The organism is Allobosea sp. WAO (assembly GCF_001509835.1).
Lineage (GTDB): Bacteria > Pseudomonadota > Alphaproteobacteria > Rhizobiales > Beijerinckiaceae > Allobosea.
Window position 1 is genome coordinate 263,701 of sequence record NZ_JXTJ01000008.1, and the last position, 13,340, is coordinate 277,040.

At 67.3% G+C, this 13,340-nt stretch carries 12 protein-coding genes and 1 riboswitch; of the genes, 5 read left to right on the forward strand and 7 right to left on the reverse strand.

Annotation, left to right across the window (positions count from 1 at the left end; translation table 11 throughout):
- Positions 1–231 precede the first annotated feature (231 nt).
- Complete coding sequence (locus tag DK26_RS16155; RefSeq protein WP_066474562.1) at positions 232–2,412, forward strand: exopolysaccharide transport family protein; 2,181 nt, start codon at positions 232–234, stop codon at positions 2,410–2,412.
- A gap of 31 nt (positions 2,413–2,443) precedes the next feature.
- Here DK26_RS16155 and DK26_RS16160 read toward each other — a convergent pair whose 3' ends face one another.
- A complete protein-coding gene (locus tag DK26_RS16160) occupies positions 2,444–3,676 on the reverse strand; it encodes a GNAT family N-acetyltransferase (protein WP_066474564.1) in 1,233 nt (410 codons plus the stop codon).
- 145 nt (positions 3,677–3,821) lie between these two features.
- Between DK26_RS16160 and DK26_RS16165 the strand changes: the two genes are divergently transcribed.
- Complete coding sequence (locus DK26_RS16165; RefSeq protein WP_066474566.1) at positions 3,822–4,874, forward strand: polysaccharide deacetylase family protein; 1,053 nt, start codon at positions 3,822–3,824, stop codon at positions 4,872–4,874.
- A gap of 113 nt (positions 4,875–4,987) precedes the next feature.
- On the opposite strand, the gene DK26_RS16170 is transcribed toward DK26_RS16165, so the two are convergent.
- Positions 4,988–5,194 carry a DUF2842 domain-containing protein gene (locus DK26_RS16170; protein WP_066474570.1) on the reverse strand — a complete coding sequence of 69 codons (207 nt, stop codon included), beginning with the start codon at positions 5,192–5,194 and terminating at the stop codon, positions 4,988–4,990.
- A 127-nt stretch (positions 5,195–5,321) separates the two neighbouring features.
- Here DK26_RS16170 and DK26_RS16175 point away from each other — a divergent pair, with 127 nt between their 5' ends.
- Positions 5,322–6,386 (forward strand): COX15/CtaA family protein, encoded by a 1,065-nt coding sequence (locus DK26_RS16175; RefSeq protein WP_066474572.1) that lies wholly within the window; start codon positions 5,322–5,324, stop codon positions 6,384–6,386.
- Between the two features lie 119 nt (positions 6,387–6,505).
- Here DK26_RS16175 and DK26_RS16180 read toward each other — a convergent pair whose 3' ends face one another.
- From DK26_RS16180 to DK26_RS16195, 4 genes are all read right to left on the reverse strand, one after another.
- Complete coding sequence (locus tag DK26_RS16180) at positions 6,506–7,783, reverse strand: O-acetylhomoserine aminocarboxypropyltransferase (RefSeq protein ID WP_066474574.1); 1,278 nt, start codon at positions 7,781–7,783, stop codon at positions 6,506–6,508.
- 71 nt (positions 7,784–7,854) lie between these two features.
- The gene (locus tag DK26_RS16185; RefSeq protein ID WP_066474576.1) at positions 7,855–9,078 is read right to left on the reverse strand and encodes an FAD-dependent oxidoreductase; all 1,224 of its coding nucleotides are present in this window, start codon (positions 9,076–9,078) and stop codon (positions 7,855–7,857) included.
- A gap of 13 nt (positions 9,079–9,091) precedes the next feature.
- Positions 9,092–10,066, reverse strand: coding sequence for a tripartite tricarboxylate transporter substrate binding protein (locus DK26_RS16190; RefSeq protein ID WP_066474582.1), 975 nt, complete (start codon positions 10,064–10,066; stop codon positions 9,092–9,094).
- A gap of 75 nt (positions 10,067–10,141) precedes the next feature.
- A complete protein-coding gene (locus DK26_RS16195) occupies positions 10,142–10,672 on the reverse strand; it encodes a CoA-binding protein (RefSeq protein ID WP_066474585.1) in 531 nt (176 codons plus the stop codon).
- Between the two features lie 152 nt (positions 10,673–10,824).
- Here DK26_RS16195 and DK26_RS16200 point away from each other — a divergent pair, with 152 nt between their 5' ends.
- The gene (locus DK26_RS16200; protein ID WP_248309994.1) at positions 10,825–11,271 is read left to right on the forward strand and encodes a hypothetical protein; all 447 of its coding nucleotides are present in this window, start codon (positions 10,825–10,827) and stop codon (positions 11,269–11,271) included.
- Positions 11,272–11,355: 84 nt separating this feature from the next.
- Here DK26_RS16200 and DK26_RS16205 read toward each other — a convergent pair whose 3' ends face one another.
- Positions 11,356–12,171: an enoyl-CoA hydratase gene (locus DK26_RS16205; protein ID WP_066474588.1), complete on the reverse strand. Its 816-nt coding sequence runs from the start codon at positions 12,169–12,171 to the stop codon at positions 11,356–11,358.
- Between the two features lie 105 nt (positions 12,172–12,276).
- On the opposite strand from DK26_RS16205, the gene DK26_RS16210 reads away from it, so the two are divergent.
- Positions 12,277–12,693 (forward strand): PaaI family thioesterase, encoded by a 417-nt coding sequence (locus DK26_RS16210; RefSeq protein ID WP_248309995.1) that lies wholly within the window; start codon positions 12,277–12,279, stop codon positions 12,691–12,693.
- Between the two features lie 440 nt (positions 12,694–13,133).
- A riboswitch (cobalamin riboswitch) is annotated at positions 13,134–13,332 on the forward strand.
- The last annotated feature ends 8 nt before the right edge of the window (positions 13,333–13,340 follow it).

The window sequence follows — 13,340 nt, forward strand, 5'->3', positions numbered from 1 at the left end:
AGGGTTATGCGGACATGCTTAAGAGCAGGTTAAAATTCGCACCCGATTAACCATGGTGGCCGTGCTGGACGCCTTGTCGCGGGAAGTTGCTGCCCTCCTGGTGATGAAGTTGTGTCCGGTGCCGATCATGCGCTGGCGCCAGGGCGCGTTTACCGCCCAATAACCTTAATCCGCTTTCATTGACGCTGCGTCCTGCCGAGGGCGCGAGAGTTCTGCGTGAATGGAAGAGTCATGACCGCTCGCGATGACACTGCCCCGGCTGCCGGCGAAGGCCGCGCCGGTGACATGCTCGACCTGGCCGCCCTCTGGGCCGCGATCAAGGCGAAGAAGGCCTGGGTCATCGGGCCGACGCTGGCTGCGCTCGGCCTGTCCTTCGTGGCCGTCAACATCATCCCGCCGCGCTATACCGGCGAGGCGCGGCTGCTGCTCGAGAACGGCGACAGCTTCTACACCCGCCCTGGGCCGACAGCAGAAAGCTACGGCGCGCAGTTCGACAGCGAGGGCGTGCAGAGTCAGGTCCAGGTCGTGATGTCCCGTGACCTGGCGCGCGAGGCGATCAAGCGTATCGGCCTCGTCGGCAATCCCGAATTCGATTCCGGCGCGGGCGCGCTCGGCGCCCTGAAGAAGGTCGGCGTGCTGCTCGGCCTTGGCGCCCATCCGGCTGACCGCTCGCCCGAGGAGCGCGTGCTGGAGAAGTACTACGATCGGCTGCTGGTCTATCCGGTCGGCCGCTCGCGCATCGTCGCGATCGAGTTCACCTCGCAGGATCCCGAGCTCGCCGCCAAGGCCGCCAACATCATCGCCAGCACCTACCTGGAGATGCAGGGCGCCGCCAAGCAGGATACGGCCCGCAGCGCCTCGTCCTGGCTCTCGACCACGATCGACCCACTGCGCAAGAAGCTGGCGGAATCCGAGGCCAAGGTCGAGGAGTTCCGTTCGCGCAACGGCCTGCTCGTCGGCACGAACAATACGACGATCACGTCCCAGCAGCTCGCCGATCTCTCGACCCAGCTTTCCAACGCCCGCACCCAGCAGGCAGAGGCGCAGGCCAAAGCCTCGATCATCCGCGACGCGATGAAGACCGGGCGCACCTTCGAGATCCCGGATGTCGCCAACAACGAGCTGGTGCGCCGCCTGATCGAGCAGCGCGTCAATCTGCGCGCCCAGATCGCGCTCGAATCGCGCAACCTTCTCTCCGAGCATCCGCGGATCAAGGAGCTCAACGCCCAGCTCGCCGATCTCGAGGGGCAGCTGCGCGCTGCGTCGGAGCGGGCGGTGCGTACGCTGGAGAACGAGGCGAAGATCGCCGGCCAACGCGTCGAGAGCTTCACCGCCGCCCTGGATGGCCAGAAGAAGACCGTCTCCGGCGCCAATGACAGCGAGGTCCAGCTGCGCGCGCTCGAACGCGAGGCCCGCACCCAGCGCGAGCAGCTCGAACAGTACATGCTGCGCTATCGCGAGGCGCTCGCCCGCGATGCCGACAATGCGACCCCGGCCGATGCCCGCATCATCTCGCGTGCCGTCGAGCCGACGCAGCCCTCCTTCCCGAAGAAGGTCCCGACCATGATCGTCGCGACGCTCGCGACCTTCCTGATCGCGCTCGCCGCCATCATCTCGCGCGAGCTGCTCAACGGGGCAGGTCCCGGAGGCGCCGGCACCTCGAAGCCGCCGCGCAAGCCGCCGGGCTGGGTTGGCGCCGCCGCTGGCCGTACGGATACCCAGCCCGAAGCGGGAGGCGACAAGACCGTCGATCCGCGCGAGGCCCGCGTCGCCGGACTGCTCACCCATGGCGGCCGCGTCGGCCAGATGCAGCTCGATCTCTCGGATCCCGACCGCAGCCTCGCCGACCTGTCGGCGCGGGTCGATGACGGGCGGCCCGGCTATGCGCCTCTCGTTGTCGTACTCGACGGCGCGGCGCCGGGCGATGCCTCCGCTCGTGAGCTGGCAACCCTGCTCTCTGAGCGCTGCCGTTGCGTGCTGATCGATCTCGGCAGCGATGCCGAGCGTCACCAGCCGGGCTTCTCGGAGCTGCTCTCCGGCGAGGCGCTGTTCTCCGACATCATCACCCGTCGTCCGAACTCGCGCCTGCACGAAATCGGGCCCGGCTATGCCGGCCGTGCTGCCGTGCTCGCTGCGCCCGATATCGTCGAGGTCGCGCTCGATGCGCTCTGCGAGACCTATGACTGGGTGCTGGTCGTCGCCGCCTCGACCGACGAGGCCGCCGTGCTGGCGCCGCTCGTCGCGCAGGCCCACGCGGCGCTGGTCATGGCCGGCCATGTCGGCAATGGCCATGCGGTCGAGGCCGCCTACCGCCTCTCCGATCTGACCAAGGCGCCGATCGCGCTGGTGATGGTCGAGGGCGAGGGGCGCACCGGCGAAGTCACGCGCGAGCCCAGCCCGGTCATGGCCTGAGGCCGCACTGCAAAGCTTCGCGACGGCGATCTCAGTCGTCGTCGCCCGGCGGCGGCCGGCGCTTCAGCCAGCCGAGAACGCGTAGCGACAGCTTCAGTGCCAGTGGCGAGGCCTTGATCTTCCGCTTCAGCGCCCGCTTCGCCTGGCTGAAGCGGGCATAGGCCTGGCCCCTGGCGGTCAGCGGGAAGAAGGTGTCGACGAGGTCGTCCCGGTCGTCGCAGATCGTCGTCTTGTAGCGGGCCTCGCCGACGCCGAGATCGAACATCGTCAGCCCAGCCCTGCATTTGCGCTTGATCAGCTGGACCAGCAGGATTTCGCCGGGGCTGGTGCGCGCCGCAGGCGAAGCGAGGTCGAAGGACGTTGCCATGCCGGAAAAGCGCGAGCCCTGGACGGCGCCGACATAGGTCGCGACCGGCTGCCCTTCGAGATCGAGCGAATAAAGCTCGACGACAGGCGAACTTCCGGCCGAGCCCAGTGCCGCCTCGCGCAGGAACGCCCGGATCGCCGGATCGGCGAAGGGATCGGGCAGGCGCATCTGGGCAAAGCGGGCCGCCTTCTGCGCCAGGAAGGCGTCGAGCACGCGGTCGATCGCCGCCGCGTCCCGCGCCTGCACCAGCTCCGAATGGCCGAACTCGGCGAAGCGGTTGCGCTTGGTGGTCAGCTTCTTGCGGGCATGCTTGCTCATCGAGCGGCGCAGGGTGCCGTCGCAGTCGCCCGGCTGGAGCGCGAGCTTGTAGGACCGGCTCGGGCTCGCCCCAGAGGCGAGCAGTGCCGTTGGGTTCTCGATGCCTTGCCAGGAGGTCGGCTGGTTGATGAAGACGAAGGCGTCGACCTCGCCGATCGCCGTTCCGATCTCGGTCAACAGCCGCCGCGTCGTCTCCTCGTCGAGGCTCTCCGCGAAATCGCGCCGGTAGAGGCCCATGTGATAATTGGAATGTTTGCCGCCGATGAACTCGGCGAAGCGGGTGCCGTGCCTGCGCGTGATCACCAGGGGGAGCAGGGCAAGCGTCGCGCCCCCGGCATCGCAGATGCGGACGAAACGGAATGCCATCGCCTTGGCACGGCCGACGGTCTCGACGAAGGGGCGGACCCAGTCATAGGCCTGATAGGGTGTCGCGAGGCCGCTCGCCTCCAGCTGGCGCCATTCGGTCTCCAGCGCGCCGATCTCGTTGCCGACGCAGATCCTGTCCCAGCCGCGTACCCCCGTCCGCTGCGAAGCGGGCGTGGTCGGCAGGTTCGGCGCGCATGCGGCGACGGCGGACATTCCTGGATCGAGCTCCCGCGTTCCTCGTGACGGGCTTCCTTAACCCGGCATTGTGAACGGACCTGCCACCATCGGAACCATCGCATCTCGCGATTGCCGAACAGCGTTAGCGATCGGTTGAATCAAACTCTTCGATAGGCCCGGCATGAGTTTGCGCCACAAGGCTTTTTCCGCCGCCTTCAAGGCGATCGCGCTGACCGGCGCCGATCGCTGGGGCAGGGGGCTCGCGCAGGGCCGGGGCGCGATCCTGATGCTGCATCATGTCCGTCCGGCGCGCGCCGGTGGCTTCCAGCCGAACGGCCTGCTCGAGATCACGCCCGCTTTCCTCGACCGCGCCCTCAAGCTGATTCGGGCCGAGGGCTACGACATCGTCCCGCTCGACGAGGTGCCGGCACGCCTCGCCGATCCCAAGCCGGCCCGCTTCTTCGTCGCCCTGACCTTCGACGATGGCTATCGCGACAATCTCGACCATGCCTGGCCGGTGCTGGCGAAACATCAGGCGCCCTGGACGCTCTTCGTGACGCCGGGCTTCGCCGAGCGCGCGGCGCGGCTCTGGTGGCTGGAACTCGAGGAGGCGATCCGCGCCCTGCCGCAGATCGCGCTCGATTTGCCTGACGGGCGCTTCAGCGCGCCATCGGCCACCGATGCAGAGAAGCAGCAGGCCTTCGACCGCCTCTATTGGCGCCTGCGCAAGGGGCCAGAAGCGCTCCTGCTGTCGGCGATCGCCGATCTTTGCCGCCAGGCCGGGGTCGATCCTGTCGCGCTGATCGAGCGCGAATGTCTGCCGCTGGAGACGTTGCGGGCGCTCGCCGGCGCACCTGGCGTCACCATCGGCGCCCATACGATGAACCATCCAATGCTCGCCAAGCATCCGGCAGAGGAGGCGCGCCGCGAGATCGTCGCGAGCAAGGCCTGGCTCGAGGAGAAGCTCGGCCTGACGATCCGCCATTTCGCCTATCCCGTCGGCGATCCCGGCTCGGCCGGGCCGCGCGAATTCGCGCTGGCGAATGAGGCGGGCTTTGCCACCGCCGTGACGACACGGCCGGGACACCTCGTTCCCGAACACGCTGAGCACCTGCACGCGTTGCCGCGCGTCTCGCTCAACGGGCTGCATCAGAGTGAAGCGGCCCTCAGGGCGCTGCTTTCCGGCCTGCCTTTCCTGCTCTGGAACCGGGGCCGGAAGCTGAATCTCGACTGAGGGATGTCATGCTCGGGCCCGACCCGAGCATCTCCTGCAGGAGGAGATTGCGATCAGTGCCTTCTTGTCGAGAGCTTGCAGGCTCTCCGCTTCGCTGCGGCCGGGAATGACGACTACCCGTCCTTCCGCTCCATCCACTTGATAAGCGGCAGCAGCGGCAGCACCCAGGCGAGGCCGAGGACGATATAGGCGATGGTCTGCACAGGCTTCGAGGCTTCGGTGATGCGTCCCTGCGCCAGGGCCATGGCGACCAGCGCGTAGACGCAGACGAAGACCAGGATCACGACCGTGCCGACGAGCTTGCGATGGCTTTGGGTCATGGGTCTTGCTTTCCGGCTGCGGCATTGCGGGCGTTGTTCGGGCTTGCCCGCCGGACTATCTGTCACCCGACGCCGCGCTTGTGAAGCGCATTCCGGCCTTTCACCTGCGACCCGAGGTCCCGCTTCCGTGACGATCGCGCTCGAACACCCCCGGCCGGCTGCCGCCGCCTCCGGTCATCCCGGCATTCGCCGCTGGCTCTGGGCGACGGCTTTCCTGGTCTTCGTGATGGTCGTCGTCGGCGGCGCGACCCGCCTGACCGGCTCCGGCCTCTCGATCACCGAATGGCGCCCGGTCACCGGCGCGCTGCCGCCGCTTACCGATGCCGCCTGGGCGCTGGAGTTCGACAAGTACCGCGCCAGCCCGCAATACCAGCTGCTCAATGCCGGCATGGCGCTGACGGACTTCAAGTTCATCTACTGGTGGGAATGGGGCCACCGCCAGCTCGGCCGCTTCATCGGCCTGTTCTATCTCGCCGGCTTCTTTGTCGTGGCACTGCGCCGCCTGCTGCCCTGGCGCCAAGTCGCGGTGCTGTTCGGCATGGGCCTGCTGCTCGGCCTGCAGGGCACGATCGGCTGGATCATGGTCGCCTCGGGCCTCGAGCCCGGCATGGTCGCCGTCGCGCCGGTCAAGCTCACCTTGCATCTCACCTTCGCCGGCCTGTTCTTCGCCAGCGTCATCGCCTTCGCCACCTGGCTGACGCCGCTGCGCCGGCTCGAAGCGCGGCAGGGTGGGGCAGGCGCCCGGTTCCTGCTGCTGATGCTCTTCGTCCAGATCGCGCTCGGCGGGCTCGTTGCCGGCTCCAAGGCGGGCTTCACCTTCAACACCTGGCCGCTGATGGACGGGGCGCTGATGCCGCCGGCCTCGACGCTCTTCGCCGGAACGCCCTTCTGGGAGAACTTCGTCGACAATGTCGCGCTGGTGCAGTTCAACCACCGCATCGGCGCCTATCTGCTGCTGGCGCTGGCGCTCTGGCACCTTGCCGGCCTGCGCCGCATTGCGCCGGGCTCTGGCGGTGCCAAGCGCGCGACCGCGATCACCGGCCTCGTTCTGGCGCAATCGGCGCTCGGCATCGTCACGCTGCTGTTGGTGGTGCCGCTCTGGGCAGGCCTCGCCCATCAGGCGCTCGGCTTCGCCGTGCTCGCCATGGGCGTGGTGCATGTCACCCGCACCGAGCAGGGCATGCGCGCTTAATGCGCGTCATGCTCGGGCTTGACCCGAGCATCTCCGGCTCGATGAGGCGGTGGTCAGTATCTTCTCGTCATGAGATTCTCGGGTCGGCGCCGTGCGCCGCCCGAGAATGACGCCTTGGCTCAGGCCAGCGCCTGCTCCAGATCGGCGATGATGTCCTCGACATCCTCAAGGCCGATCGACAGCCGCACCACCTCCGGTCCGGCGCCCGAAGCCGTCTTCTGCGCGTCGCTGAGCTGGCGATGCGTGGTCGAGGCCGGGTGGATCACCAGCGAGCGCGTGTCGCCGATATTGGCGAGATGCGAGAACAGCTGGAGGTTCGAGACCAGCTTGACGCCGGCGTCGTAGCCGCCCTTGAGGCCGAAGGTGAAGACCGCGCCGGCACCCTTGGGGCAATAGCGCTGGGCGAGGGCATGGTACTTGTTGTTGGGCAGGCCGGCATAGTTCACCCATTCCACCGCCGGGTGCTGGGCGAGATGCGTCGCGACCTTCAGCGTGTTCTCGCAATGGCGCTGCATGCGCAGCGGCAGGGTCTCGATGCCGGTCAGAATCATGAAAGCGTTGAAGGGCGAGAGCGCCGGGCCCATGTCGCGCAGGCCGAGCACGCGGGTCGCGATCGCGAAGGCGAAGTTGCCGAACGTCTCGCCGAGCACCATGCCGTTATATTCCGGCCGCGGCTTGGAGAGCATCGGGTAGCGCTCGTCGCCGACCCAGTTGAACGAGCCGCCGTCGACGATCAGGCCGCCGATCGAGTTGCCATGGCCGCCGAGGAACTTGGTCGCCGAATGCACGACGATGTCGGCGCCATGCTCAAACGGCCGGACCAGATAGGGGCTCGCCATCGTGTTGTCGACGATGAACGGGATGTTGTGCTTCTTGGCGATGGCCGCGATGCCGGCGAGGTCGACGATCACGCCGCCCGGATTGGCGATCGACTCGACGAAGATCGCCTTGGTCTTCGGCGTCACCGCCGCCGCAAAGGCTTCGAGATCGTCTGAATCGGCCCAGATCACGTTCCAGCCGAAGTTCTTATAGGAGTGGTTGAACTGGTTGATCGAGCCGCCATAGAGCTTCCTGGCCGCGACGAACTCGTCGCCGGGCTGCAGCAGTGCGTGGAAGGTCAGGAACTCGGCGGCGTGGCCGGAGGCGACGGCGAGCGCCGCGGTGCCGCCTTCGAGCGCCGCGACGCGTTCCTCGAGCACGGCATTGGTCGGGTTGCCGATGCGGCTGTAAATGTTGCCGAATGCCTGCAGGCCGAACAGCGAGGCGGCGTGGTCGACATCGTCGAAGACGAAGCTGCTGGTCTGGTAGATCGGCGTCGCGCGCGCGCCGGTCGCCGCGTCGGGGGCTGCGCCAGCATGGATGGCGAGCGTGTTGAAACCCGGTATGCGGTCGGTCATGGCGTGCTCCCTCGAAACTTCTGATCTCGGACGTCTTGTTCGATTTAACGAACGCCTCGCGGGGCGTCAAATCAGCGTCGAGGGCTCAGCTCCGGCCCGAGATGCTCCGGCCGCACACCCATGCCGACCATGCGCGCAGGCAGGCGCCGCAGCAGCGGGAAGCGCCGTAGCAGCCTGAGCGGCCAGGGCGGAGCGATCGGCTTGTCCGCCGCCAGCAGCGGCGTGATCACCCGGTTCTGGATCACGATCTGCACGGTTTGCGTGAGCTTCGCCGGCCATTCGCGCCGCTTCTGGACAGCGGCGAGGTCGCTGTCGCTCAGCTGGCGATCGCGCAACGGCCTGGCCAGCAGGTTGGCTGTCGCGACCGCATCCTGGATCGCGAGGTTGATGCCGACGCCGCCGATCGGCGACATGGCGTGCGCGGCATCGCCGATGCAGATGAGGCCCGGCCGCCACCAGCGCTCCAGCCGGTCGACGGCGACCGAGAGCAGCTTGATGTCGTCCCATGAGGCGAGTTCGTTGGTCCGGTCTGCGAGTTCCGGCGCTAGCGCGAGTAGCCCGGCCTTGAAGGCATCGAGCCCGGCTGCCTGCAGCCTGTCGAGAGAGCCCTTCGGGATGATGAAGGCGCATTGCCAGTAGTCGCCGCGATTGAGTCGGATGAAGAAGCGCCCGGCCGCGACCTGGCCGAAGGCCTGCGCCGGCTCGTGCGGCCGGCGGCTCAGGCGGAACCAGAGCACATCCATCGGCGCGCCGAGTTCCGTCACCGCGAAGCCCGCCGCCGCGCGCACATCGGAGCGCCGTCCATCCGCCGCCACGACGAGATCGGCGGCGATCTCCATAGGGCCGTCCGGACCTTCCGCCTGCAACCCGGCGACGCGTCCGTTCTCCTCGATCAGCCCGGTCGCCTTCGTCCGCATCAGCAGCCGGAAGTTCGGATAGGCTCGGCCGTGTTCGGCTAGGAAGTCCAGAAAATCCCATTGCGGCATGAAGGCGATGAAGGGCGCCTTGACGGGCAGATGGCTGAAATCGGCGACGGTGATGTCCTCCTTGCCGAAGCGGGCGACGAGATCGTCCTCCCGGACATGCGGCAGCTCGAGGAATTCGTCGAGCAGGCCAAGCTCGTGCATCACCTCCATGGTCGAGGGATGGATGGTGTCGCCACGGAAATCGCGCAGGAAGTCGGCGTGCTTCTCCAGCACGATGACGTCGACGCCCGCCCGGGCGAGCAGAAAGCCGAGCATCATCCCGGCGGGGCCGCCGCCGGCGATGCAGCAGCTCGTCATCTCCCGGGCCATGGCCTTGCTCCGCCTATTCGCTGAGCTTGATGCCGGTCTTTGCCACCAGCTCGCTTAGCGCCGCGCGGTCGCGGGCCATGAAGGCGCCAGTCTCCTCGGCACTCCAGGCCACCGGCTCGATGACCAGCTCGCGATAGCGGGTGACCAGCGTCGCATCGGCCATGGCCTCGTTGATCGCGCCGTTGAGGGTGCGCAGCGTCTCAGACGATGTGCCTGCCGGTGCGACGATCGAGGCCCAGCCGGGATAGACGACGTCGACGCCCTGTTCCCTGAGCGTCGGCAGATCGGGGAGCTGCGGCTGGCGCGCTTGCGTGGTGACGCCGAGCGCCTTGAGCTTGCCGCCCTGGAGATTGCCGAGGCTGGCGGCGAGGCTGTCGATCATCACCTGGACCTGGCCGGAGATCAGGTCGGCGGCGGCGAGGCCTGCGCCGCGATAGGGCACATGCGCCAGCCGGATCCCGGTCGCCTGCATGATCATCTCGAAGACCAGGTGATTGGTGCCGCCGATGCCGGCCGAGGCGAAATTGAGCTGACCCGGCCGCTGCTTCGCATAGTCGATGAATTCGGCGAGCGTCCTGACCGGGAGCGTCGGCGAAGCGTTCAGCACCAGAGGGAAAAGGCCGAGCATCGCGACCGGCGCGAAGTCATGCGCGACGTCATAGGGCAGCTTCTGGCCGAGAGCCGGAGCTGCGGCGAAGCTCGCGGCGGTCGCGACGAGCAGGGTGTGGCCGTCGGCCGGAGCCTTCACCACCGCCTGCCCGGCGACGATTCCATTCGCCCCGGGGCGATTGTCGATGATCACCGAGCCGCCGAGTTTCCCAGCCAGCGTCTCGCCGAGGCGGCGCGCCGCGATGTCGGTGCCACCCGCCGGGGCGAAGGGCGCGACGAGCTGGATCGGCCTGTCGGGGAAGGCGGCACGGGCGCTACCGGCGCCGAGCGCGCTCGCCATCCCGGCGAGCAGCAACGAACGGCGGTCGAGAAGCGGCATCGTCCTTCTCCGGCGGGGCACGGGAGAGGGGAGCTTAGCGATTGCCTGCCGCGAGGAAAGGGGCGGCGGCCGGGCTTACGTCCCCGGCCGGTTGATCGTCAGCTTCTGGAAGCCTTTTCCGGAGAGCGCCGGCTTCTTCGACGACAGGATGCGCGAATTGATGCCCTGCCAGCCGATCTCGCCGGAGAGCCGGCCATACTCGATCTTCGGGCAGCGGTTCATGATCACGGTGAGGCCCTTCGCCTCGGCCCGCGCCGCGGCTTCGTCATTGCGCACCGAAAGCTGCATCCAGATCACCTTCGGCAAGGGATCGAGCGTCAGCGCCTCGTCGGTGATCGGGCCGGCGGCTTCCGAGTTGCGGAAGATCTCGACCATGTCGACCGGACCGGGGATGTCTTTCAGCGAGCCATAGACCGTCCGGCCGAGCAGCGTCTGGCCGGCGAGCCCGGGATTGACCGGAATGACCTCGTAGTCGCGGTCGAGCAGGTATTTGGTCACGATCCAGCTCGGGCGGGCCTCGTTGGCGGAGGCGCCGACGAGGGCCACGGTCTTCACCTCGCGCAGAATGCGGCGAATGAGCGCATCATCATAGGAGTCGTGATTCACGGAGAAAAAATCCTAGCAAATCGAGGCGGTTGCGAGCGTTCGCGATTTTTCCGGCGCAGCCGGTCGGTATCTGGAACACAGCTTCGCCATGCTCGTTTGATCGAGTGGGACTGGAGAGGCAATCCCAGTCTTCTCAGAGAGGAGGGCCTGCCATGTGCGACTATAGTCTGCAGCATGTGATGTCGACCCCAGCCAAGGTCGGCGATGTCCTCAAGACGACCAGCTTCATCGGTTCGAGCACGCGCGGCTTCTGCGCCGCGGGCGATCCGAATGTCGCGGTCTGCGTTCTGCCCGGCACGGAACTGGCCTTCGCGGCCGATATCGAATGCGACCGCCTGGTCGGCTTCCTGCCGCATCGCAAGTTCGCGGCCACGGTCGCGCGCTTCCGCCAGGTCGATCTCGACAAGCCCTATGTCCACCATGACGCGCTCGAACTGCCCGACGGGCAGATTGTCTTGGTGACGAACCTGTCGGACGGCCAGACGGCCACCGTCCTGCAATTGCCGGCGGATCACACTCCCGAAGCGGAGCCGAGGAGGCGGCCGCAGGAGGAGGCGACGCCCGCATCGGAGATGGCGCTCATCTCCTTCGGCTTCTGACGGACGCATCGCGCTAGCCGCGCCGCCGGAGGTTCCGGCGGCCGGCTTTCCGGCAGGCCGGTCGATCGGGGCTGGCCTGCCGCGTCACGACTGGCCCCAGACCGGCGGCCGCTTCTCGATGAAGGCGCCGATGCCTTCCTCGGCGTCGCGCGCCAGCATGTTCTCGACCATCACCGCGCTCGCATGGTCATAGGCCGCCTTCAGCCCCATTTCGCGCTGCTCGTAGAAGGTGCGCTTGCCGGTCTTGATCGTGGCGGCCGACTTGGAGGCGATGATCGCCGCCAGTGCCCGTGCGCCCGCGAGGGCCTCGCCCGCCGGGACGACGCGGTTGACCAGCCCCATCCGTGCGGCTTCGCGCGCCGGCACCATTTCGCCGAGCAGTAGCATCTCCATCGCGTGCTTGGCCGAGAGGTTGCGCGATAGCGCGACCATCGGCGTCGAGCAGAACAGGCCGATATGGACGCCGGGTGTGCTGAACCTTGCATCCTCGCCGGCGACTGCGAGGTCGCAACTGGCGACGATCTGGCAGCCGGCCGCGGTCGCGGTGCCTTCGACGGCCGCGATGACCGGCTGGGGCAGGGCGGTGATCTGCTGCATCACCCGCGAGCAGCGCCCGAGAATGTCGGCGAAATAGGCGCGGCCGCGATCGGAATCGGCGCGCCGCGCGCTCATCTCCTTGAGATCGTGCCCGGCCGAGAAGACCGGGCCGGCGGCCGCAAGCACCACCGCCCGCACGCTGCGGTCGGCCGCAATCGCGGTGAAGTTCTCCGCTAGCGCGGCCAGCATCGCCTCGCTTAGCGGGTTGCGGGCCTGCGGGCGGTTCAGCGTCAGCGTGGCGATGCCGTCGGCATCCTGGCGGAGCAGCACCGGCGCGGCATCGGGCCGGATATGGGCGTTCATGGCATGGGCCTTTCGAAGTTCTCCCTATTGTCGGAGTGCAGCGGCCATGCTGCAAGGGGAGGAGCGTCCTGCCAGCCTTCGGTTTTCCGCACGATGACGACACGCATGAGCGCCTCGGAGATCGAGGCCTATCTCGACCGCATTTTCCCGCAGCTGCACTATGGCGGGCGGACCTATTTCGTCGAGGAGGTCGGGCCGCTCAGCGCCCGCATGCGCTGCGACTATCATGAGCGGCACCTGCGGCCGGGCGGCACGATCTCCGGCCCGACCATGATGGCGCTCGCCGACCTCGCCCTCTATGTCGCGATCCTCGGGCAGATCGGCCCTGTCGCGCTCGCGGTGACCACCAGCCTCAACTACAATTTCCTGCGCAAGCCAGGGCAGGCGGCGCTGATCGCGCAGGCGAGGCTGCTCAAGCTCGGCAAGCGCCTCGCGATCGGCGAGGTCTCCCTCTACTCGCAGGGCGAGAGCGAGATCGTCTGCCACGCTACTGGGACCTATTCGATCCCGGCCGAGCGGTAGCGGTTGTCCTGGCTTTGTGGCTTGACCGGACGGAGCCTTCGCTCCTCATCGTGAGGAGGAGCTGAAGGCTACGTCTCGCAGGATGGCCTCCCTTGTCGCCTGGAGCTCATGAGTGCCGTTGCCTTTGGGGCGATCGTTTTCGAAAGAAGAAGCTCATCCTCGCGTGGTCGAAGGCTTGCTCGGGATCACGTCCGCGGAGCGTCGATGGACCCGGGACGGGCGGCTGCCAGTCTTCGGCGGCGGCTCATTTCGACGTGGACGGCAGGCAATTCATTTCCTGCTTCATCCGCCCGAGAAAATCGCGCTGTTGAGGACAGTGCCCGAAATCGTCGCTGAATCGCGGGAGCCAGATCGTTCGCATGCTGAAACGACCAATCCCCATTCTTCACAGCCGGAAGCAAGCTCGATACGAGCGATTGACACTTGCAAGGCGTTGGCCACTAAATCTGGTGGTCGATGGTCTCTCGAATCGCAAGATCGAGAGCTAAGAGGGAAGCCGGTGAGAAGCCGGCGCTGCCCCCGCAACTGTCAGCGGTGAGTTCGCGTCCATGTAGGTCACTGAGGTCGCAAGGCCTTGGGAAGACGGGCACGAACGATGATCCGCGAGCCAGGAGACCTGCCGCGACCTCGTTGAACGTCCTCGGGCG

Coding starts and splice junctions, on each gene's coding strand:
- DK26_RS16210 (WP_248309995.1), top strand. CDS start 12,277: ATGAGCGCCTCGGAGATCGAGGCCTATCTCGACCGCATTTTCCCGCAG.
- DK26_RS16205 (WP_066474588.1), bottom strand. CDS start 12,171: ATGAACGCCCATATCCGGCCCGATGCCGCGCCGGTGCTGCTCCGCCAG.
- DK26_RS16155 (WP_066474562.1), top strand. CDS start 232: ATGACCGCTCGCGATGACACTGCCCCGGCTGCCGGCGAAGGCCGCGCC.
- DK26_RS16160 (WP_066474564.1), bottom strand. CDS start 3,676: ATGTCCGCCGTCGCCGCATGCGCGCCGAACCTGCCGACCACGCCCGCT.
- DK26_RS16165 (WP_066474566.1), top strand. CDS start 3,822: ATGAGTTTGCGCCACAAGGCTTTTTCCGCCGCCTTCAAGGCGATCGCG.
- DK26_RS16200 (WP_248309994.1), top strand. CDS start 10,825: ATGTGCGACTATAGTCTGCAGCATGTGATGTCGACCCCAGCCAAGGTC.
- DK26_RS16180 (WP_066474574.1), bottom strand. CDS start 7,783: ATGACCGACCGCATACCGGGTTTCAACACGCTCGCCATCCATGCTGGC.
- DK26_RS16170 (WP_066474570.1), bottom strand. CDS start 5,194: ATGACCCAAAGCCATCGCAAGCTCGTCGGCACGGTCGTGATCCTGGTC.
- DK26_RS16190 (WP_066474582.1), bottom strand. CDS start 10,066: ATGCCGCTTCTCGACCGCCGTTCGTTGCTGCTCGCCGGGATGGCGAGC.
- DK26_RS16185 (WP_066474576.1), bottom strand. CDS start 9,078: ATGGCCCGGGAGATGACGAGCTGCTGCATCGCCGGCGGCGGCCCCGCC.